General features: G+C 49.5%; 22 protein-coding genes and 1 tRNA gene. 12 read left to right on the forward strand and 11 right to left on the reverse strand.

The genetic code is table 11. The features are described from left to right. The 4 genes from AB5H98_RS07775 to AB5H98_RS07790 form a co-directional block, all read left to right on the forward strand. Nucleotides 1–1,016, forward strand: a 1,016-nt coding sequence (locus AB5H98_RS07775; RefSeq protein WP_367925347.1) for a substrate-binding domain-containing protein, incomplete at its 5' end; no start/stop codon positions are given. 18 nt (nucleotides 1,017–1,034) lie between these two features. Continuing rightward, entirely contained in the window at nucleotides 1,035–1,859 is an 825-nt protein-coding gene (locus tag AB5H98_RS07780) for a sugar phosphate isomerase/epimerase family protein (protein WP_367925348.1), read from the forward strand. A 21-nt stretch (nucleotides 1,860–1,880) separates the two neighbouring features. Next, a complete protein-coding gene (locus tag AB5H98_RS07785) occupies nucleotides 1,881–2,993 on the forward strand; it encodes a Gfo/Idh/MocA family protein (RefSeq protein ID WP_367925349.1) in 1,113 nt (370 codons plus the stop codon). A gap of 1 nt (nucleotide 2,994) precedes the next feature. Next, nucleotides 2,995–3,816 (forward strand): alpha/beta fold hydrolase, encoded by an 822-nt coding sequence (locus AB5H98_RS07790; RefSeq protein ID WP_367925350.1) that lies wholly within the window; start codon nucleotides 2,995–2,997, stop codon nucleotides 3,814–3,816. A 75-nt stretch (nucleotides 3,817–3,891) separates the two neighbouring features. On the opposite strand, the gene AB5H98_RS07795 is transcribed toward AB5H98_RS07790, so the two are convergent. The 4 genes from AB5H98_RS07795 to AB5H98_RS07810 form a co-directional block, all read right to left on the reverse strand. Further along, entirely contained in the window at nucleotides 3,892–6,219 is a 2,328-nt protein-coding gene (locus AB5H98_RS07795) for an ATP-dependent Clp protease ATP-binding subunit (RefSeq protein WP_367925351.1), read from the reverse strand. A gap of 73 nt (nucleotides 6,220–6,292) precedes the next feature. After that, a complete protein-coding gene (locus AB5H98_RS07800) occupies nucleotides 6,293–6,544 on the reverse strand; it encodes a TIGR03905 family TSCPD domain-containing protein (RefSeq protein ID WP_367925352.1) in 252 nt (83 codons plus the stop codon). 163 nt (nucleotides 6,545–6,707) lie between these two features. Further along, the gene (locus tag AB5H98_RS07805; protein ID WP_367925353.1) at nucleotides 6,708–7,547 is read right to left on the reverse strand and encodes a PHP domain-containing protein; all 840 of its coding nucleotides are present in this window, start codon (nucleotides 7,545–7,547) and stop codon (nucleotides 6,708–6,710) included. Nucleotides 7,548–7,587: 40 nt separating this feature from the next. After that, nucleotides 7,588–7,848 carry a hypothetical protein gene (locus tag AB5H98_RS07810; RefSeq protein ID WP_367925354.1) on the reverse strand — a complete coding sequence of 87 codons (261 nt, stop codon included), beginning with the start codon at nucleotides 7,846–7,848 and terminating at the stop codon, nucleotides 7,588–7,590. A gap of 176 nt (nucleotides 7,849–8,024) precedes the next feature. Between AB5H98_RS07810 and AB5H98_RS07815 the strand changes: the two genes are divergently transcribed. From AB5H98_RS07815 to AB5H98_RS07825, 3 genes are all read left to right on the forward strand, one after another. Continuing rightward, nucleotides 8,025–8,098 (forward strand) — tRNA-Gly (locus AB5H98_RS07815). A gap of 102 nt (nucleotides 8,099–8,200) precedes the next feature. Continuing rightward, nucleotides 8,201–9,583, forward strand: coding sequence for an MATE family efflux transporter (locus AB5H98_RS07820; RefSeq protein ID WP_367925355.1), 1,383 nt, complete (start codon nucleotides 8,201–8,203; stop codon nucleotides 9,581–9,583). A 113-nt stretch (nucleotides 9,584–9,696) separates the two neighbouring features. Next, entirely contained in the window at nucleotides 9,697–10,560 is an 864-nt protein-coding gene (locus AB5H98_RS07825; RefSeq protein ID WP_367925356.1) for a YitT family protein, read from the forward strand. An 80-nt stretch (nucleotides 10,561–10,640) separates the two neighbouring features. Here the strand turns inward: AB5H98_RS07825 and AB5H98_RS07830 are convergent, their stop codons facing one another. Continuing rightward, nucleotides 10,641–10,826, reverse strand: a complete 186-nt coding sequence (locus AB5H98_RS07830) for a hypothetical protein (RefSeq protein WP_367925357.1) — start codon at nucleotides 10,824–10,826, stop codon at nucleotides 10,641–10,643. A gap of 170 nt (nucleotides 10,827–10,996) precedes the next feature. On the opposite strand from AB5H98_RS07830, the gene AB5H98_RS07835 reads away from it, so the two are divergent. The 5 genes from AB5H98_RS07835 to AB5H98_RS07855 are packed head-to-tail and all read left to right on the forward strand — an operon-like array spanning nucleotide 10,997 to nucleotide 14,818. Further along, nucleotides 10,997–11,863 carry a pyridoxamine kinase gene (locus tag AB5H98_RS07835; RefSeq protein WP_367925358.1) on the forward strand — a complete coding sequence of 289 codons (867 nt, stop codon included), beginning with the start codon at nucleotides 10,997–10,999 and terminating at the stop codon, nucleotides 11,861–11,863. Next, entirely contained in the window at nucleotides 11,851–12,348 is a 498-nt protein-coding gene (locus AB5H98_RS07840) for a tRNA (cytidine(34)-2'-O)-methyltransferase (RefSeq protein WP_367925359.1), read from the forward strand. The genes AB5H98_RS07835 and AB5H98_RS07840 overlap by 13 nt, the downstream gene beginning before the upstream one ends. 4 nt (nucleotides 12,349–12,352) lie before the next feature. Continuing rightward, nucleotides 12,353–13,219 carry a DegV family protein gene (locus AB5H98_RS07845; RefSeq protein ID WP_367925360.1) on the forward strand — a complete coding sequence of 289 codons (867 nt, stop codon included), beginning with the start codon at nucleotides 12,353–12,355 and terminating at the stop codon, nucleotides 13,217–13,219. A gap of 25 nt (nucleotides 13,220–13,244) precedes the next feature. Beyond that, nucleotides 13,245–14,213 (forward strand): glycosyltransferase family 2 protein, encoded by a 969-nt coding sequence (locus tag AB5H98_RS07850; protein ID WP_367925361.1) that lies wholly within the window; start codon nucleotides 13,245–13,247, stop codon nucleotides 14,211–14,213. An 8-nt stretch (nucleotides 14,214–14,221) separates the two neighbouring features. Beyond that, entirely contained in the window at nucleotides 14,222–14,818 is a 597-nt protein-coding gene (locus AB5H98_RS07855; RefSeq protein WP_367925362.1) for a flavin reductase family protein, read from the forward strand. A 95-nt stretch (nucleotides 14,819–14,913) separates the two neighbouring features. On the opposite strand, the gene AB5H98_RS07860 is transcribed toward AB5H98_RS07855, so the two are convergent. The 6 genes from AB5H98_RS07860 to AB5H98_RS07885 form a co-directional block, all read right to left on the reverse strand. Continuing rightward, nucleotides 14,914–17,196 (reverse strand): FAD-dependent oxidoreductase, encoded by a 2,283-nt coding sequence (locus tag AB5H98_RS07860; protein WP_367925363.1) that lies wholly within the window; start codon nucleotides 17,194–17,196, stop codon nucleotides 14,914–14,916. Between the two features lie 27 nt (nucleotides 17,197–17,223). After that, nucleotides 17,224–17,952, reverse strand: coding sequence for a hypothetical protein (locus AB5H98_RS07865; RefSeq protein ID WP_367925364.1), 729 nt, complete (start codon nucleotides 17,950–17,952; stop codon nucleotides 17,224–17,226). Then, nucleotides 17,949–18,104, reverse strand: a complete 156-nt coding sequence (locus tag AB5H98_RS07870) for a hypothetical protein (RefSeq protein ID WP_367925365.1) — start codon at nucleotides 18,102–18,104, stop codon at nucleotides 17,949–17,951. Before AB5H98_RS07870 ends, AB5H98_RS07865 begins: the two co-directional genes overlap by 4 nt. A 6-nt stretch (nucleotides 18,105–18,110) precedes the next feature. After that, on the reverse strand, nucleotides 18,111–18,908 hold the full coding sequence (locus AB5H98_RS07875) for an acyl-CoA dehydratase activase (RefSeq protein WP_367925366.1): 798 nt from the start codon (nucleotides 18,906–18,908) through the stop codon (nucleotides 18,111–18,113). A 14-nt stretch (nucleotides 18,909–18,922) separates the two neighbouring features. Beyond that, a complete protein-coding gene (locus AB5H98_RS07880) occupies nucleotides 18,923–20,485 on the reverse strand; it encodes a 2-hydroxyacyl-CoA dehydratase family protein (protein WP_367925367.1) in 1,563 nt (520 codons plus the stop codon). Between the two features lies 1 nt (nucleotide 20,486). Further along, nucleotides 20,487–21,010 (reverse strand): 2-hydroxyacyl-CoA dehydratase family protein (locus AB5H98_RS07885; RefSeq protein ID WP_367925368.1); only part of this gene is annotated, 524 nt, incomplete at its 5' end.

Consider the following 21,010-nt stretch of genomic DNA (forward strand, 5'->3'; position numbering starts at 1 on the left):
CGGGGGTATCCACTGGTACCGTACACAGAGCGTTGTACGGCAAGCCGGGTGTGAGTGCCACCGTGCGTCAGGAAATTTTGCGATTGGCCGATGAGATGAATTACCAACCTGGACCGACTCCATCCATGCGCAGCCGCCGTACACAGCGCATCGTCCTGGCGCTTCCCGGACGTACTCGAGAAAATCACTTTTTCTTTTCACGAATGTGGGAAGGCTGCCGCCAGCAATTGGAGGATCTTTCCGCATACCATTTGGATGTGATTGAGGCGCCTTTCGATGACACACCGGAAAATGGCTTTGCCGCCAATATGGCGCGTGTATTTCGGCAATACCGAGGCGAAATTGATGGTGTTCTTGCAGGCGGACGGATTTTTGAGGATTCACTGGATGCACTCTCGCGAGTCCTTTCCAGCAAAATCCCCACCGTTTTGGTCAATGAGACTTTCCAAGGTCTAGAACCTCTTTGCACGGTACGCACAGACTTTTTCACCGAAGGACGCCTGGCCGCAGAGCTTCTCTCTCCCTCGCTGGGCCCGGCTGACAAAGTACTTTTGTGCGCGGGTGACAGCCGTCTTTCTTCCAACCGGGACACCGTTGCAGGCTTTGAAAGTTTTCTCAGGACCAAGCGGCCGGAAATTCCCATCATTCGAGTCCACGGATACAGTGGCGTAGATGGAACATTTGAGACCATTGTCCGAACGCTGGAAGCCGATGAGCACATTCGCGGTGTATTTTCCGTAAACCTTCGATGCAGCCTTTTACTGGCTGAGGCCATACGCCAATTGCATCTGCAAGGACGGATTTTTGCCGTGGGAAGCGATTTATGCGATGAAAGTGCGCAGGCTCTAAGACAAGGGGAGCTTTCCTGCATCATTTCGAAAAATCCGTTTGGTCAAGGGCGGGCAGCCGTCAAATGTCTAACCCGTTACTTACTCCATGGAAAACACCCGGAGCTCTCTACACAACTACTCCGCTCTGAGCTGATTTTCCAAAGCAATCTGGAACAGTTTTTATAAAAAAGGAAGTGCACATTTATGAGTTACATCTCGTACGGATGCCAAACCTATCCCTGGAAAATGAATCAGGAGAAATTTGCAGGCGATTTGCCGCACATTGCAAAAGTAACCGCTCAATCCGGATTTCAAGGCTTAGAAGCGGAAATCTGCATGTTGGGAAGCTACTTTGACGATCCCCAGCGCACAAAAGCAGTTTTGGAAGAAAACGGACTGGAGTTGGCAGCACTGGTTTTGCATCAACCCTGGTGCAATGAAAAGGAGACCGATGAGGAAGCCGCGCTCTCAAACAAAGCCATTGCTTTCCTGGAACATTTTCCCCGCGCAAAGCTGATGGTTTCTCATCATGCCGGCAAGGACCCTCGGCCCGAGGGAGCTGCCCTGCTTCAGAGAAGAAAAAATCTGATTGGTTGTATGTCCGCGGTGGCAGACCGTGCCGCAGAGCACGGTATCGTTACAGGATATCATCCCAATTCCGCTCGCAATTCTCTGTTCCGCACCCGCGAGGATTACGACGTTCTGTTTGAGATGCTGGAAGAAACCGATGTAGGCTACATACCGGATGTGGGACACATTGTCAACGGCGGGATGGATGCACTTGAAATTCTCAAACGCAGCCGCCGAAAGATTCGGCATGTGCATTTTAAAGATCGTATTGCACAGGATCAATGGGCAATCATGGGAGAAGGTTGTATCGATTATCCTGCCATCATTCGATATCTGGAAGAGACCGGTTACGGCGGATGGATTATGGTCGAGGACGAATCTCCTAAGGCATTGACGGATTCGGACGCAGTGGTTCGCGCAGATGGCGCGTACATTACTCCGTACAAACATACTCGCTAGGTGAAAAGGAGGAACAACGTTATGCATCAATACACAGTTGCCGTCATGGGCCTTGGCGTCCGCGGCAAAATTCACATCCATGGCCTTTTGGAAAATCCGGAACGCTTTCGCATCGTAGGTCTGTGCGATATCGATCCAAATGTTTTGAAAAAAGTTGCCGATGACAACGGACTTTCGGACGTGCCCCAGTTCACCGATGCAGAGGAAATGTTGGATAAAACAAGACCGGAAGTATTTGTCTTCGTAGTGGCCCCCAACATGCGCCTTTCTCTCATGCAATTGGGTGCAAAATACGGAGTAAAAGGAATTTCTTTGGAAAAACCCATGGCTGAATCTTTGCAAGAAGCCAAAGCCATGGTCGATTTGTGCAAGGAAAACAACATCAAAGCTGTGGTCTGCCATCAACAAAAATACCTGTCACAAATGCGCAATTTAAAAAAGCGCATTGAGGACGGTGAAATTGGTGAGATTCGCAAAATTCACGTGGAGACACAGGCCTGGTTTAGTCAGTTAGGCACACATTATGTAGACTATACTTTGTGGGCGAATGGGGGCTACCGAGCCAAATGGGTTTGCGGCCATGTGCATGGTCCTATTTGCCTGGATGACAACCATCCTGCTCCTGACTACTTACTGGGCACCATGGAACTGGAAAATGGCGTGCACGCTTATATTGAATGCGGATATCTCAGCGAGGCACACAATCCGCCCGAGTACGGCAGCAGCGACAACCGTCTGCCCGTATATGGTACCGACGGCTATGTATACGCGGAAACAGACGGATTCTGGGGCGCATGCACCAAGGCGACCAACGGACGCCTTGTCACCGGAAAAGATCCTGGCTGGCGCAACCATCAGCAGATTCCCATTCAGACGCCCTATTACACTGAATACGCCGACTGGCTGGATGATGACAACAAGGTTCATTCCTGTAATATTGATACGGCGTATCACGGATATGAAATTTTGGAAGGTATGTGTTTGTCCGCTCTGCGCAACGTACGTGTAGACCTGCCGATTACCGATTTAAATTATGAACCGGTCATTGAGACCATGCGTCGGGAACTGCCTTTGTGCGACAGCAAGAAAATGTATATCTACGATGGAAAAACACCTCGAAAGGAGAGGGACTGATATGGACGGAGCCTTTGAACAGGACCTGCCCATCAACGGCCATCGTCTTCATGTGCAGACCATCGGCCGTGGTACGCCCTTGCTTCTTTTGATGGGTCTGGGCGCCGCTGGAGACAAATGGGCCCCCAATGTAGCTGTTTATCAAAATCACTTTCGTTGTATCTTAGTAGATAATCTGGGTGCTGGTCGTTCGGACAAACCACACCTGGATGCTTACTCGGTGCAGCAGATGGCTCTGGACGCAGCAGCCGTTCTGGACGCATTGGGCGTGGAAAAAGCTCATATAAATGGCATTTCCATGGGCGGCGCGATTGCGCAGGAACTGGCGATTGCGCACCCGGACCGCGTGCGCTCTCTGGTTCTGACCAGTACTTTTGCAAGCGTGTCCAACTCCTTTCGGACAGCCATCGAGACACTGCGAGACAACATCGATGTGATGGACAAAAAATCTTTTAAGCGTCTGAATCAATGGATGACGTTTGCGCAGAAAACACAAAATACCCGACCGGAATTTCTGCTTGAGATGGCACAGAGCGATGCGGAATATCCATATCCTATGCCTTCGTACGCTTATAAAGCACAATGCAATGCCTGTTTGAACCACAACACCTCGAACCGGCTAAAACAAATCACCGCACCTACTCTGGTAGCCGCCGGTGCCTGTGATTTGTTTGTACCTCATGAAAAAACCATGGAACTATGCGAAAAAATCCCCAACGCTACACTGTATTTGTGCAAAGACGGCGGGCACGTGCATGAATGGGAACATCTCGAAGATTACAACCGAGTCACTTTGGAATTTCTTATGGCACACGACGAATGACAAAAAGAGGAGTCCTCACGGACTCCTCTTTTTTCATTCTTATGCGCTAGACTTTATTTTTCAACAGTTTTTTCGTTATGATTGCGCTCCGGAACAAACCGTGCAAGACTGTGCACAAGGGCGAAGTGTCAATTCTTCTTCATCCGCATCCAATAGAAAAGCGTTTCCGCTTTGCTTGAGCATTTGTGCTGCCAAGCATTGCTCCACACGCCGGATAATTGCATGCCGCAGGCTGCGCGCCCCTGAACTCGGGTCGTATCCGCCTTTGACCAGCAAATGAACAGCCTGTTGTGTGTGTTCCAAAAGGATTCCTTGTTCAGCCGCTCTTTCTTCAAGCTGCGATAGCATTTGTTCCCCTATGCTCTGCAAACTTTCCGCATCCAACGGACTAAAGACCAACAACTCATCCATGCGTCCCAAAAGTTCCGGACTGAAAAAATCTCGGGCCTCCTGAATGACCTGAACACGTGCCGCCTGTGTAGGGGCTTGCGCGCCAAATCCCAACGTTCCCTTCTGCCCAATCAAATGCTTTGCGCCCAGATTGGATGTCAGAATAATCAGTGTATGACAAAAATCTACCGTTCTTCCCTCACTGTCGGTCAGATGGCCGTCCTCCAAAATCTGTAAAAGAAGATTGGAAACATCCGGGTGTGCCTTTTCAATCTCATCGAAAAGCACCACACTATATGGTCGACGGCGAACGGCTTCTGTCAACTGACCGCCTTCGCCGTAACCAACATACCCCGGCGGTGCACCTATCAGACGTGCGACCGTATGTTTTTCCATATATTCTGACATATCAAAACGAAGAAGTGCTTTTTCACTTCCCATGCAGCATTGTGCCAGCGCCCTGGCAAGCGCCGTCTTTCCAACACCCGTAGGACCTAAGAACAAAAAAGCTCCCATAGGCCGCGCATCACTGGCCAACCCCAGTCTGGCGCAACGCAAGGCCGATGCCACCGCCTGAACCGCCGCATGCTGTCCCACTACACAACGTTCCAGCTCCTCCTCCAAATGGGCCATGCGTACCGACTCCGATTGGGACAGACGCTCCGCGGGCACTCCGCTCTGACGAGATACAACGGCAGCCACTAAGTCCGGCGTAATTCGGCCGCCTGGTGTGTGCGCAATGCATGCCGCACTGCACGCCTCATCCAACAAGTCAATTGCTTTATCCGGCAACTTGCGATCGGGAAGATACCGTATAGCCAATTTGACCGCAGTCTGCAGTGCCTCCGGGTCAATGGTGACATTGTGATGACGCTCATAACAAGGTGCAACCCCCTCCAAAATGCGCACTGCAATCTCCGGAGTCGGCTCCGCAACATCAATGGTTGCAAATCTGCGGGCAAGAGCTGCATCCTTTTCAATCTTTCGATATTCTGAATTGGTGGTTGCTCCAATCATTTGAATCTCGCCACGGGCCAGCATTGGCTTTAAAATGCTGGATGCATCAATTCCCCCTTCTGCTGCTCCCGCTCCGATAATGGCATGCACCTCGTCAATAAACAAAATCGTATCGCCGGCTCTCTGCACATCCGCCAATACGTTTTTAAATCGATCTTCGAAATCTCCCCGGTACTTTGTGCCTGCCACCAAACTGGCAATGTCCAAGGCCAGAATTCTTTTTTCCCTCAAAACCGCCGGAGCCTTTCCCTCAGCAATGCGCAAAGCAAGCCCCTCGACCACAGCCGTTTTTCCAACGCCCGGAGCCCCAATGAGGCATGGATTGTTTTTGCGGCGACGAGCCAAAATCTGTTCCATGCGAAGGATCTCATCATCCCGCCCAAGTACCGGATCGATTTCTCCATGCAAAGCGAGCATCGTTAAATCCCGCCCATACTTCTCTGCCACCCGGCCAGCCGGACGTCCCTGAGGACGAGGCGGCGGTGCACTGTACAAAGGCAAGCGCCCGTTTCTCCTACCGTACTCTTTCGCCGCCAGGGCCGGTTCCAATCCCAACTGAGTCAATATCTCTCCCGCGGCACAGGGTACTTCCAGCAAGGCAGTAAGCAAATGCGCCGGCATCGCCTTACCTCCGTCCGTCGCTTTTGCCTCCATGACTGCGTAATCCAAGCATCCGGACAAATGTTGTGAAAAATCTCGCGGGGACAAATGCGTCCGTTTGCCCTGACCGATTCTCTGTGTCAGGACACGCCCCACACGATATCCATAAATTTGTTTTTCCACCAAAAAACAGGCGGCATCTGTGGTATCCGTTCGCAGTAAGGCCATCAGAAGATGCTCCGTTCCCACATAAGTATGTCCCATCTCCTGCGCCACATGAATGGCATCGTTGATCACAGCCCCTGCAGGCCGCGCAAAGCCTTTGTACCAGAACAATGCATACTCCTCCGTTTCACTGACTTGTCCGTTGAAAAGTATGGACCATGGTACCGCCATTCAATCGACCAAAATATGGTTAAAAAAAGAAAAAGAGGACTTACCGTCCTCTTTTTTCTCTACTTTGTGCGTTTTACTGCTCAAGCGCTTCCCGAAGCGCTTTTGCAATTTGATCGGGGCAAGACGTGGACTTGCTTCCGCAAGTCAATCCTTCCATTCGCTCAATGGCCTCTTGTGCCGGCATTCCCTTCAGCAACGAAGAAATTCCTTTCAGATTTCCGCTGCATCCGCCCAACACCGTCACATCTTCAATGGTGCCGTCCTCTGCCAAGGTAACAGTCGTGGACACCGAACAAACGCCTCTATTTTTCCGTGTATAGGTCATATTGCTGCGCCTCCAACATGCATCTGTTGTTTTTTATTCTAGCACAGCCAGCCTTCAGATACAACATAGACAAAAGGTTTCGTAAAAATTTAGCAAAATTCCCGGAAGAAGCAATTTTTCTTGCCAAAATTCGTCATATTTTCCATAATGCGGAACAATTGCATCATTCTTTTCTCTTTTGCGCCAGGTTCAAAATTCGTTCAATCATTTCATCGGACGTAGTATAAGCCCCCAAAGGAGTGGGTTTCGACATATGCATCCCGTGAAAATCCGTTCCGCCCGTCACAATCAGTCCCCACCTGTCTGCCAACCGATGCAACTGCTCACGATCTTCCGGTGTATTCCGAGGGTGATCAATTTCCACGCCGTCAATGCGCCCCTCTCGCGCCAGCTCATTCGCCAGATCCATGCTTTTATAAACGCTTGGATGAGCCAAAACTGCTACGCCACGTGCTTGATGAATCAAATCCAGCACCGTATCGATCGGTTCGTAAGCGGGATCATGCAATACTTTTCCCCCTCGGCCAAAAAGTTCCCGATAAAGATCTTTGTAAATCCCATCGGTATATCCATATTCATACAAAAGCCGAATCAGATGTGTCTTATAAGTCACGCCACTTCGTTTCGAAAACGATTTTGCTGCGGCACGAGTAAACTGCGGATACAGTTTTTCCAACTCATCAATGCTCAAACTGGTGACCGCATTGCGGCGGTCCTTCATCAAACGGAAAAAATTCAAGATGCCATCCGTCAAATCCGGACAATAACAAAGCATGTGAACGCGCCGACCCCGCTCAGTATCAAATCCCGTCATCTCCACCGCCGGAATCAGACGCACACCGCATTGTACCGGGTGTTGCTGTGCATATTGAATGCATAATTCCGTATCGTGATCGGATACCGCAAGGCTGGTAAGCCCTGCACGCTGTGCCAACACAGGCAACAACTCAATATCGGAAGAACCATCTGAAAAATTGGTATGTGTATGTAAATCGCCAGGCATAAAAAGGCCTCCTCTTTCGACGCAAAACGCCGTTCCGCCTTTATCTTACACCCGCTCCGCTCTCTTGACAAGTCTGCCCCAACTGGTATGGCAACGGTTCTCCTGCTAAAAAATCCTCTACAATATCCCATACATGACACGGCTCTACATCGTACGCGTTCAATGCGGATACAACCGTTTGAACAAACGATTCATCTGTTCCTACATCGTGTACCACTACACCCCCGCCCTGAATCCCGTAAGTCCAATAAGAACCCAGCGAAGGGTCGGTAAGTTTTTCTCGGAACAAACGATATAACATGGATAATCCCTCTTTCACAGAGCATTTTTGCACAGTGCTGCTCAATTCTGACTTTTAGTATATGTCTTTAAATTGGTAAAAAATGGCAAAATCTGTAAATTGAAAAACTTCCCAGAGCGAAACGAAAAAGAGATTGACAACTTTTCCAAAAATGACTAAAATAAGGATTACGGTTTGCAGATGTAGTTTAGTGGTAGAACTCCAGCTTCCCAAGCTGGCCGTGTGGGTTCGATTCCCATCATCTGCTCCAAGAAACAGCGGCGCCTCAAGGGGCGCCGCTGTACTTTTTATGATCAAAAGTGCCGACCGATGTCTTTGTCCATGCGGCCAGCAGAAAGCGAAGGTACATACAATGAAAACAAGCGTGGACTCCACACAAGACGAAATTTTTCGAACGCTTCCGATTTCTTCTGCCTTGCAAAAAATGATTGTTCCGGCGATAACAAGTCAGTTGATTGTTTTAATCTACAACATGGCGGACACCTTTTTTGTAGGGCAGACAAATAATCCTTATATGGTGGCGGGAACTTCTTTGATTCTGCCTGTATTCAATATCACGCTTTGTCTTGCGGGACTTGCCGGAATTGGCGGCGGCTCACTGATTTCTCGTTTGCTGGGACAATCTGAAGAACAAGAGGCACGACGGGTCAGTGCCTTTTCTTTGTATTTGGGACTGGCGATCGCCGCTCTATTTACACTGGGAATCGCCATTTTTATGGAACCCATTTTAAACATGCTTGGCGCCGGAGAAAATACCTATCATTATGCAAGGCAGTATGCGCTCTGTGTAATTGTGATTGGTGGCATCCCCACGGTACTCTCCAACGTACTTGCCAATCTGATACGAAGCGTTGGCCACTCCAGAGAAGCCAGCACCGGTATCATTTTAGGCGGAATTTTAAACATTGTTTTGGACCCTTTATTTATGTTCGTGCTGATGCCGGATGGCTACGAAGTTTTAGGAGCCGGACTTGCCACTTGCCTGTCCAACTGTATCGCGTTTTTCTTTTTTATATCCGTGCTCATTCGAATGGGACACAATTCGGTGATTACGTTTTGGCCCAAAGGTGGTTTGCCACGCACCGATAACATTATTGCTGTTTTTGGAGTTGGAATCCCGTCCGCCGTTACCTCTTTTCTCTTTGATCTCGACTATGTGTTTATTGATAAACTTATGGTTTCCTACGATGATTTGGCCTTGGCCGCTATCGGAATCGTTTTAAAAATAGAGCGTTTTCCCCTCAACGTAGGTGTTGGAATCTGCCAGGGAATGCTGCCGTTGGTTGCCTATAATTATTCGGCCGGCAACAAAAAACGAATGGATGATACGATTCGCCTTGCTCGGCGGCTTGGTTTGGCTACGGCGGCCATCAGCATCGTTCTATATGAAATATTTGCCGTCCAGTTCGCGCATTTATTCATCGAGGACGCGCAGACGGTCTCGCTGGCGTCTCAATTTCTTCGTATTCGTGTACTTGCTACCCCTTTGATGTTTTTAAGTTTCTTTACGGTATACGTTTTCCAAGCATTCGGAAAGGGCCGAATCTCACTGTTTCTTGGAACGACCCGTTGGCTTGTTTTCAACATTCCCATGCTATTTATTTTAAACTTTTTCTTCGGCATGTACGGAATCGTCTGGTCTCAAGTGACCGCAGATATTCTGACGGTTTTGCTTTCCTTTTACATTTTACAAAAATACCGTCCGTCTGAACAAGATATGCCCCAAGGAATTTAATCTCCTGGTTGCCAAAACGATCTATTAAAACACGGTTGACAAACCTAACAAAAGCTTTCATACTCAATAAGAGGAAATTTGCTTCCGAATCTTTTGTGAAACAGAGGATATTTATGAATCGTGTACAAACTGTCCGGCGGTACGCTATTACATTCTTTGCCGTTGTTCTTTCCGCCTTTTTGCAGGCTTTTACACTTCAGGTTTTTTTCACTCCTATGCAAATTCTTTCCAGTGGTTTTACTGGAGTGGCTGTTCTCATTGAAAAGATCACTTCCTTGTTTGGAATTCATTTTTCCACGTCCCTGGGCATGATTGCTTTGAACCTTCCCGTCGCTGCCTTCTGCTTTAAACACATTGGCAAAAAATTTGTGGTTTTCTCCTTGCTTCAGGTCTTTTTAGCAAGTACGATTTTAAAATATGCGCATTTTCAGCCTTTATTTGACAATGTACTTTTGAATATTTGCTTTGGTGGCTTTACCTATGGTGTGGCGATTGTAACTGCACTGAAGGGCAATGCTTCCACCGGTGGTACCGACTTTATCGCACTTTATGTATCGAATAAAACCGGCCATGCTATTTGGCAGTATGTGTTTGTATTCAATACCTGTATGCTTTGCCTGTTTGGCTATCTGTTCGGTTGGGAATATGCAGGATACTCCATCATGTGCCAGTTTATTTCCACGAAAACAATCGATACGTTTTACCACCGATACAAACGTGTCACGCTCCAAATCACTACACACGATGCTGACGCGGTTGTGCGCGAATACGTTAAATACTATCGTCATGGCATTTCCGTTCTGAATGGATATGGTGGATACAGTGGACAAAAAATCAGCCTGTTGCACACAGTGGTCTCCTCTTATGAAGTACAGGACATCGTTCATCTAATGAAACAGGTGGATCCTAAAATCATTGTGAATGTACTTCCCACCGAAACCTTTTTTGGCGGATTTTATCAAAAACCAATTGAATAAAATTTGCCACGCGTAGTCTTAATCCTTATAACCTTTGCACACAGAAAAAGCCAAGACGTTTTTACGTCTTGGCTTTTTCTTTAAAACGACATCATTTTGTCAATGCCATTCATGGCTTTCTGAGCGGTGTGAGCCGCTTTTTTCATAGCTTTTTTCACTTCACGAGGATGCTTTTGTGCGGCGTATGCGCCCATAATTCCCAATGCGCTGCCGGCCAGCATGCCCATAGCAGCCCCGCTCATCATGCTCTTTGTGTTTTTATACATGAAAATTCGCTCTCCTTCCCTTGGATGCTTTGTTGGCATCTGCTGTTAGTTTGCCCGCAGATGCGCGGGATTTTCGGGGAAAAATTTGCCTTTTCGCATATTTTTCATCCCCGCATCCTTTAGAATGTGTTATACTGATAATATCTATTGACCGACGAAGGGGGCTTTTTGTGGAACCGGTAAAGCGGGTTCTCTGCATTCACGATTTATCCTGCGTAGGACGGTGCAGTCTCAGTGTGATTGTGCCAGTACTCTCTGCCATGGGTGTACAAGCATGTCCAATGCCCACCGCACTGATGAGCACGCACACTGGCGGGTTGGGAGATCCGGCGGTACTTCATACCGAATCTTTTTGTAGAAATGCTCTGCGTCACTGGAAAGAATTAGATTTGCATTTTGATTGCATATACTCTGGTTATCTGGCCAACACCGCCAGCGCCGAACTGGTGCGCGAAGCTTTTGCGCAAAATCCTCAAGCCTGCAAACTGGTCGACCCGGTTCTTGCCGACCACGGCTCTTTGTATCGAGCTGTAACGCCGGAATTGTGTGAAACCATGCGCTCGCTTTGCCGTATGGCAGATGTAATATGCCCGAATGTGACCGAAAGCGCGGTTTTGCTGGGAATGCTCCCGGACGACCGACCTTTTTCCAATATGTCAGAACTCAGCGAGCGTCTGACTGGGCTCCATACAGCCTTTCCTCAAGCAAAGGCCGTGGTAATCACCGGTGTGCAACTTTCAAACGGCATTCATGCAAACGCACTGCTGGAAAAAAACGGTGCGCCGAAACTTCTTCCCTTTGCTCCAGTCGCCCAGCAGTATCCTGGAACCGGCGATTTGTTCGCCGCGGTGTTGGCAGGCGCGTTGACCACAGGCTTGGGCGCCTGTGACAGTGCAGAGCTCGCCGCAAATTTTGTGGCAAAAGCCGCGGCCGAAACATTTTCTGTGCATGCCGATCCACGCTTCGGAGCACTTTTTGAACCGGTTTTAGGTTATTTGACAAATCAAAAAAAGGATGATCTTTCTTGCCAACTTTAAACATTGTACTTGTAGAACCGCAAATTCCCCAAAACACTGGAAATGTGGCGCGTACCTGCGCATGTACCGGAGCCCGGTTGCATCTGGTGGGACCTATGGGATTCGTGGTAGACGACAAAAAACTGAAACGTGCCGGCCTTGACTACTGGCACATGCTTGATATAACATACTATCAGGATCTGGATGAATTCTTTTCTAAGAACGAGGGTCCTTTTTACTACTTTACCACCAAAGCACCTCAACGCTACACCGATGTGCAGTATCCCGACGGCGCTTATCTCGTGTTCGGACGTGAGGATGCTGGATTGCCCGAAAAACTGTTGTTTGAAAACCAGCCTTGGTGCGTGCGGCTGCCTATGCGCAATGATGCACGCAGCCTGAATTTGTCCAATACCGTGGCAATTGGCGTATATGAAACTTTGCGCCAATGGAATTTTGACGGTCTTTTGGAGCAGGGGCATTTAAGAAATTACGATTGGAAGTGAGCATATGAGCAAAGTTGCGGTTTTGACCGATTCTGCCTGTGACATTTCGCCAGAATTGCAGCAAAAGTACGGCATTGACATCCTTCCGTTTTACATTGCTGTCGATGGAAAAAGCTACACAGAACGAGAGGATTTTACCAACGAGGAATATTACGACATGTTGACCAAATGCGAAGGAATTCCTGTGACTTCGCAAATCACGCCCATGCGCTTTCTGGAGCAGTTTGCCCGCTATGACGAAGAGGGCTACACCGATGTTTTGTATGTGGCAATCAATTCTACCGGTTCCAACACCTACCAAAATGCGGTGCTTGCTTCCCGCCAGTATCAGGAAGAACATCCCGACAGCCACCTGAAATTTCACATTGTGGACAGTCATACCTATTCCATGACCTATGGCTGGCCTGTGTGCCAAGCGGCCCGCAAACTGAAAAACGGTGCAGACGTTCGGGATGTTGTGGAATATTTGGAAGAACGTTTTGCTTGCGCTGAGGTTGCCCTGTCTGTGTACACACTTCGCTTCATTAAAAAAAGCGGTCGCATTTCAGCGGCAGCCGCCTTTGCCGGGGAGCTTTTAGGACTGCGCCCCATCATCTCCATTATTGACGGCGAAACCGCAACCCCTGCTAAGGTGCGGGGCGATTTGTCCGTAATTCCGGGCATTGTAAAATATGTGAAAACCCGCATTCAGCCGGGTACGCCTTATCTTGTGGGCAGCACCGATGAAGAAAACGGAAAAATGTTGGCGAAGCTTTGTAAAAAAGAGCTGGGCTATGGTCCTGAGATGTTGTTTTCTATCGGCGCAGCCGTAGCTACCAATACCGGCCCCAACGCCGTGGCCGTCGTATTTGACGGACCCAAACGCCGTTGATGTCTTTTAAAAGGAGGGTTTTGCCATGGAAAAGCCAATTTTATACATTGTCATCCCCTGTTACAATGAGCAGGAGGTACTGCCTGTAACCAGCGGAATGTTTCTGAAAAAAATTGAGGACCTTACCGCACAAGGTAAAATTAGCGACAAAAGCCGTGTAATGTTCGTGAACGACGGCTCTAAGGACAAAACTTGGGAAATCATTCAAGACTTAGCCAAGCAAAATGAGCACTATGTAGGTGTATGTCTGTCTCGCAATCGAGGCCACCAGAACGCTTTACTGGCCGGCTTGATGACTGCGAAAGATTTGGCGGATATCACCATTTCCATTGACTGCGACGGACAGGACGATATCAACGCGATGGACGACATGGTAAATGAGTACTTGGCAGGTTGTGACATTGTGTATGGAGTCCGCTCCAAACGTACAACGGACACTTGGTTTAAGCGTACCACGGCTGAAGGATTTTATAAGCTGATGAATGCACTGGGCGCCAATACCGTATACAACCATGCGGACTATCGTTTAATGAGCCGCCGTGCACTGGAAGGCCTTGCGCAGTTCCATGAAGTGAATCTATTCTTGCGCGGCCTTGTACCGCTGGTAGGTTATCGCTCATCCAGCGTATATTATGAGCGTGCCGAACGCATTGCGGGCGAAAGCCATTATCCTTTGAAAAAAATGCTGAATTTCGCTTTCGATGGCATTACCAGTCTTTCGGTAAAACCCATCCGCCTTATTACAGGTTTGGGCTTTTTTATCAGTATTGCCAGCTTTGTAGGTATTTTGTGGGTACTCTTGACAAAGCTTTTTGGTGTGACGGTTTCTGGATGGGCCAGCATGGCCTGTGCCATTTTCTTTATGGGTGGCGTACAGCTTCTGTGCCTGGGCGTGATCGGAGAATACATTGGCAAAATTTATAACGAAACCAAAGCCCGGCCTCGGTTTATTATCAGCGAAACTACCTTTGGCCCGCCCAAAGAGGACAAGTGAGGACATCCATGGAAAAACAAATGTGGAAAGGCTCCACGCTATTGGCTCCCGTTCCGCCTGCTTTGGTGAGTTGCGGTACTATGGATGCCCCCAACGCACTAACCATTGCCTGGACCGGCATCATCAACAGTCAACCGCCCAAAACTTACATTTCTGTGCGGCCGGAGCGTTATAGTTACAATCTAATTCGGGAAAGCGGCGAATTTGTCATCAATTTGCCCACTGCCGCTTTGGTCCGTGCCATTGACTACTGTGGCGTGCGCAGCGGCCGCAACGAGGACAAGTTGGCCGCCATGCATCTGACTGCGCAGCCCGTAGAAGGGTTCTCCTGTCCGATGATTGGAGAAAGTCCCTTGAGCATTGCCTGCCGTGTAACCGATGTTGTACCGTTGGGAAGCCACGATATGTTCCTGGCGGATATCGTTTCTATCCATGTGGCCAGTGATTTAGTGGACGAGTCGGGACGACTGCGGCTGGCCAAAGCAGGCTTATGCGCTTATGCGCATGGCGAATATTTCGCGCTTGGACGTAAAATTGGTGATTTCGGCTTTTCCGTCAAGAAGAAAAAGAAAAAACCTCAGTACGATCGGCGCAAGCAAAAATAAGTAAAAGCCTCCCTTGGGGAGGCTTTTTTCTGTTTAACGCGCAGGGGGCGCAGCCTGCATGGCCGTGCCCCCTGCAATCATATAAAACCCACCCGTCAAATCTCTCGTGCCAGGCGATAAGCCGCCCGGTTGGCCTCCAGAACGCGACCGCCTGCAAAGCTGTCGCCGATGTTGTACATTTCCGGCGCAGCCTGTGCGGCCTGTGCCTGATAATAAAGTGCGTCATCCGGCCGACCGCCCATGGCCAGCACCACCAAATCCGCTTCCAAGGTAAAGTGGGCTGTCTCAGGCCCCAGTTTGGGCGCCAATGGATTCGGAATATTCTCCGGCAAAAGTGGCTGCCAAGTGTTGTAGGGGTTGGGTGCCCCCTGGGATACGTTGCGCTCAATGTGCACCTTTCCCGGCTCAAAGCCTGTAACCTTGGCACAGTTGTACAATTCTATTCCTGCCTTTTCCATATAATGCAGCAGATGCCCGCGGTTGGCTGTACATACCCCCTGCATAAAATGAGGCAACATCTCTACCACTTTGACCTGACGATTCTGTTCATACCGCAGCCAGTAGGCCGTTTCACAGCCTACTACACCGCCGCCCGCAACAACGATTTTCTGTGCATCCCCCAGTAAATCGGGATTTTCCAAAAGTGCGACTGCCTGCACATATTTGACCTGATCCAACCCCGGAATCGGCGGACAAACATCTTTGGTACCCACGGCGAACACCAGCGCATCGTAATTTTGCTGAGCCAACCATTCAGTGGTGGCGGCCGTATTCATACGCAGTGTAAAATTGGGCAGTTTCTGCGCACAGCGCAACTGTACATTCAACCACTCCAGATAGTTTTTGATGTCAAATTTCACTGCCGGAACGCTGCCGGATACAATGCGTCCGCCAATACGGTCCGTCTTTTCAATCAGTTCCACTGTGTGACCACGCCGTGCCGCTTCCACTGCAAAAATCACGCCGGCCGGGCCGCCGCCCACCACGCCGATTTTTTTCGCTTTCTGTACAGGTGGTGCCTGGGCAGGAATGCTGTCCTCAAAGCCGGTTCGAGCATTCACTGCGCACTGGATGTGTCCGCCTTCCACAAATTCGTTCACACAGCCCTCCTGGCAGCCGATGCAAGGACAAATTTCCTCGACCCTGCCCTCGTAGGCTTTGTTACACCAATCGGGATCCGCCAGAAGCGGCCGACCCAACATGACCATATCGCACTGACCATCCCGCAGAGCTTTTTCCGCCACGTCGGGATAACCCAGTTTGCCCACGGCTACCACAGGTACTTCGACCCCAGCATTGGACAAAATCTTCTTTTTCGCAAAGTGTTCCTTTACGATTTGAGACACCTTTACAAAACAGCCCGCCGGCATGCCGGAAGGCGGATGCGGCAGCCACCAGTTATCATAGCAGCCGATGTCCACGTCAAAAATATCCACACCCGCTTTGACCAGATTTTCCATATAATCCAAAGTTTCTGCCACACTGCGGCCGTTTTTAAACTTCTTCAATGAGGACACTTCGTCCATGCGGTCGCCATAGGTCTCATTCAAAGCCAAGGAAAGGTCAATGCGATACATAATGGGATAATTCGGCCCCACTCGGCGGCGAATCTCCCGCACCATGTCCAACCCGAAGCGCTGCCAGTCGGCGTATTTGCCAAGCGCCCGGCGATTGAACGCACGGTTGGTCATTTGTTCCAGTAGATATCCCTCGTGTCCATGCAAATACACACCGTCGATTAGGCAGGCCTTGGCATCCGCCGCGGCCTGGCCTGCATTTTTAATAATTTTGGTCAACCGATGGTCAGACAGACGCAGGCAGGGCAGTTCCGGAATATAAAAGTTGGGATTAAAGGACGCAGACACCGGGAATTTGGTCTGCTGCACCAAACATGTGGGTGGCCCAACCCGGCCCAAACCCGGCGTTAATTGAATGAAAAAGCGGCTTCCGTAACCGTGACACTGCTGCGCCAAATCTCTCCAGCCGGACATCAGTGTGCGGGCCGGGCTGATTCGCGGCATCATTACCTTGCCGCCCACTTCGGTGACTGTGGGGTCGATTTTATCACTGATGGGGATAAGACCGGAAGTAATCAGTCCCACACCGCCCTTCGCACGGGCTACGAAATAACGAATCATTTTCTCGCTGGGGCGTCCGTATTCCTCACACATCATCAGGTTTCCCATAGGTGCCATGACCACACGGTTCTTGATTGTCATACGATTCACCCGAATGGGCGAAAACATGGACGTATAGGGATACAGATCCTTTGTCATGCGAGCCGCGTTGCCCGCTTCGTTTTTGACGCCGTCCCGGAACCAGTCGCCAAAATGGTCGCACAGTTCTTGAATGGGTGCGTCGGTTCTCAAATCACTCAAGACAAATCCCTCCTGTAAAGCCGGTGCTCAGTGGCCCCGGCGCCTGATTTTTCCGTGCATTTCTTTTAACCCTTCTACCTCATCGCAAACCACTTTCCACTCGCAGGCGTTGCAGTCCATATTCACATCGTCCAGAATATGATCCAGCGCCTTGGTGATTGCCTGTGCTTTAGACGCCAGCGCATCCAACTCACCGTAAGGTACATTGGGCAAAGTAACAAATACAAGTTTCACTGCCTGCACATGACGGTTACGCTTGTACTCTCGGATGAATAAATTGCCCACTTGCTCAAAATTCAGCCCTGCCTTTAGTGCTTTTTTCGACACACGGGCCTGCTCGCGATTGGAAAATGCCGCCGCCCGAATCATATAGCCCTCGGGATACACGCCATATTTTCGGGTCTCGATTTCCTTCAAAATAGCAAACGCTGCCTGCTCGCCGTTTTTGGCAATATCATCGGTACGCAGCACTGCAATGCGCGCAAAATTGCAATCTCCCTGAATATCCCCTAGGTCCGGTCCATAAACCAAAATCTCATCCTGCGGCACAACCGCCTCACTTTGAGTTACCAAAAGCGCACTGACGCTGTCGCAGGACAGCGCCCCCAACTCAAAAGCAGCCTCGCTGCCTAAAATCAGTTGATTCTTGCCACCTTCCGGTGCCGTACGAGCCGGATCCGCTTGATACACGCGGGGAGTATATGGAGACAGACAGGCCTGCATCCGGTCAATCACCACATCAAAAAAATTCATCACAGCTTTTCTTCCACATCCTTCTGATCATGATAGTTGATCAGCCGATTGTACAGTTTCTCTGCCATTTTCATATCGGCGTTGGTAATGTACACTACAAACGTCAGCGCAAACAACGCAACAATAACAATCAGAACAATCCAATACCAGGCCATCTTCCATCACTCCTGTTCCATGCCTTTTTGACGCGCGTACTCCGCAGCACCCATTGCACCCATGAGTTGTGGGTCCACAGGAAGATCGATCACCTTGATGCGCAGAACATTTTCAATAGCAGCTTTCAGGCCTTTGTTTTTGGCGCAACCACCTGTGAGCGTGATATGGTCTTTTGCACCTGCCTTTTTGGCCATGACAAAGCACCGCTTTGCTACCGACTGCTGAATTCCTGCGGCGATTTCGTCCCGCGGTTTTCCTTCACCCACCAATGTGATCACTTCACTCTCCGCAAACACCGTACACTGAGCAGTGATCGGTATCACATTTTTTGCTGACAACGACAGTGCGGAGAACTCTTCCAGTGTGCACTCAAAAGCGCGAGCCATCGCTTCAAAGAAACGGCCTGTACCCGCTGCACACTTATCGTTCATCGCAAAGTTCAACACGGTACCATCCTCATCGATGGCAATGCCCTTTACGTCCTGACCACCGATGTCGATGATGGCTTTGACCGTGGGGTCCACCACATGCACACCCATGGCATGACAAGAAATTTCAGAGATATTCTCTTGTGCCTGTGGCACCTTATTGCGGCCATATCCCGTGCCAATCAGATAGGTCAAATCCCCGATGTCTTTCAATCCGTCCACCTTTGCCACTGCCTGATCCAATGCTTCTTTGGCACTGATTTCGGAATTAATGCGGCTACGGATGGTCACATCGCTGACCATCTTGCCGGTCTCGTCCAGAATTACGCACTTTGTGTAGGTAGAACCCACATCGCATCCGCCGAAATATTTCATAGTCGTTCTCTCCTTTACCAAGTCAGATCATCGTCGTAATCCACCAGCGTGGGATCCAAAGGCTCGGCCCGGAACACAGTGGTCATGTAGCGGTTGACTCGGTCACGCATGGCCTTACGGGACACTGTGCGCGGGTCCATCAAATCGTGTTCAATCCAAATTAAGTGAATGCCACGCTCTCGAGCCTGTTCTTCAAACAAACCCTGCAAGCCTGCAAAATTCTTGCACGAAACGTGATTGTACATAAACACAATGTTGGCGTTGAATTTCTCGCACATCTTCCAGCACTCATCCAGCGCATTCACATAACCACCGTTGGAATGGGAACGCATCGTCATGCGCTCATAGCCGCGGGCCATATCCACCAAGACTTTCTTTTTATCGTGCTCATCGTAATGGTGATAGGCCAGCATGCACTCCATATCCACCAGGGTTTTGATGCCCCAACAGTTTTGAGCCCAGTAAGTAAAGTTGGAATAGTAGTGGGCCGGACAGCTCCACACAATGGCACGATAACGGGGCTTATCATTGGTTGCAACCGAATGGGCATAACCCTTTTTCATCAGCTTGTTGACTTTGGCGTCGTACTTGCACATTTTGGGGTCCAGTGAACTGGCGATCTGCATCTCATACTCACGATGCAATGCCAGCGCCGCACCGCAAATCTGAGGATAATCGGTACAGTTTACGTCCCATTTTTCAATCATATAGTTGGACTCTTTGTTATAGCGGCGCACGCCTTCAAAGAACGCATCCCAGTTGAACTTTACGTTAAACTGTTTTTCGATGAACTCCACGCAGCCCCATAAGTTCTTGACTGCGTACTCCTGCACCTCCGGCTCATTGAAGCGCTGCGGTGGGGTGATCTGGTAATTGGGAAGCTTAAAATACCGGTTGCTGTACATTGTGCTGGCCACCGAGCCATCACACGGCATAGAACTGGACACATAGGCCGCGCCTACTTTGGGATAGTCATCTACCACACAGCAACCTGCTTCCGCGGCCGGCAAGGGACATACGTCCGATGCAAGGCCATAGTGTTCAATCGCATCGATATAATATACGTTGGCCTGCTGGTCCACCTCGCCCACCACAAAGATGGGTGCCATTTGAATGGGAATCCCTTTCAGTGTGGGGAATCCGTTCATGATCTGAATGGGCATCATCTCATCAAAAATTACCGTTTTGGAACGTAACTCCGCTGCTTTCTTGGAGTTGGGATTCAAATTTTCGTCGCGCTCCAGCAAATCGCGAATCATGCCTGCCGAATTTTGCAGCACGGCATAAAACTGCTGATGCGTATAACGCAATTCATACCCGCGCAAACCAATGGTGTGCCGATCCAAAAAGGCCGGGGTAGTGATATAGGACACCAACCACCGATATCGTTTTAGGCCACGGAAAAATTGGGGAAGTACAGGTCCTAATTTATACCCCAACATGAACAACAGCCGCAGCCAGCAGCCATAATCATAAAGCGTGTCCTTAAGCCCTTTCCATTCACGACGCTTGGTACAGCGATGTTCTGCGGAATACAAATCTCCTAAACCTTTTCCCGTTTTGGGATCGTATGCCATGTCACTTCACCTCCCGGTTTTTCTTTGCTTTGATTTTTTTAATTTCAATACTTTCCACAAAGGCTTGTACACGAGTCCGAAGCTGGCCACTCGTACGGGACATATACGGCCGGTCAATGGACAATGTGGGAATGTTGTACTCGTTGTGCATCACATGGCTGGCAAGTGCTCGTTCATAAGACCAGTAAGTGCAAAATTTGATTTGCTCGTAAATGATGCCATCGGCGTGGTAGTCCCGCGCCAGCTCCGCTGCGAAATCCAGACGTTTCTGCACCTTGTGCTGTGCGCAGTGGCGCACACACAAAGTCGTCTGCAAATAATTGCGGCAGACCTGCGTCAGGGCGTCTTCGTCCTCCGTCAGAACAATTTCCTGTCGTCCGGGGAAACTACCGTAGCAGAACCGGTCAGCCACCACCAGTGCGCCGCTGTCCTCAATCAAGCTGATCAGTTCGGGATCATCAATTTCAGAACCCACAACGACTACTTTTGCGCGGAATTTTTTCTTTGCATCCGGTTCCCGGGTCT

This window comes from uncultured Ruthenibacterium sp., from assembly GCF_963558415.1.
Taxonomy (GTDB): Bacteria; Bacillota; Clostridia; order Oscillospirales; family Ruminococcaceae; genus Ruthenibacterium.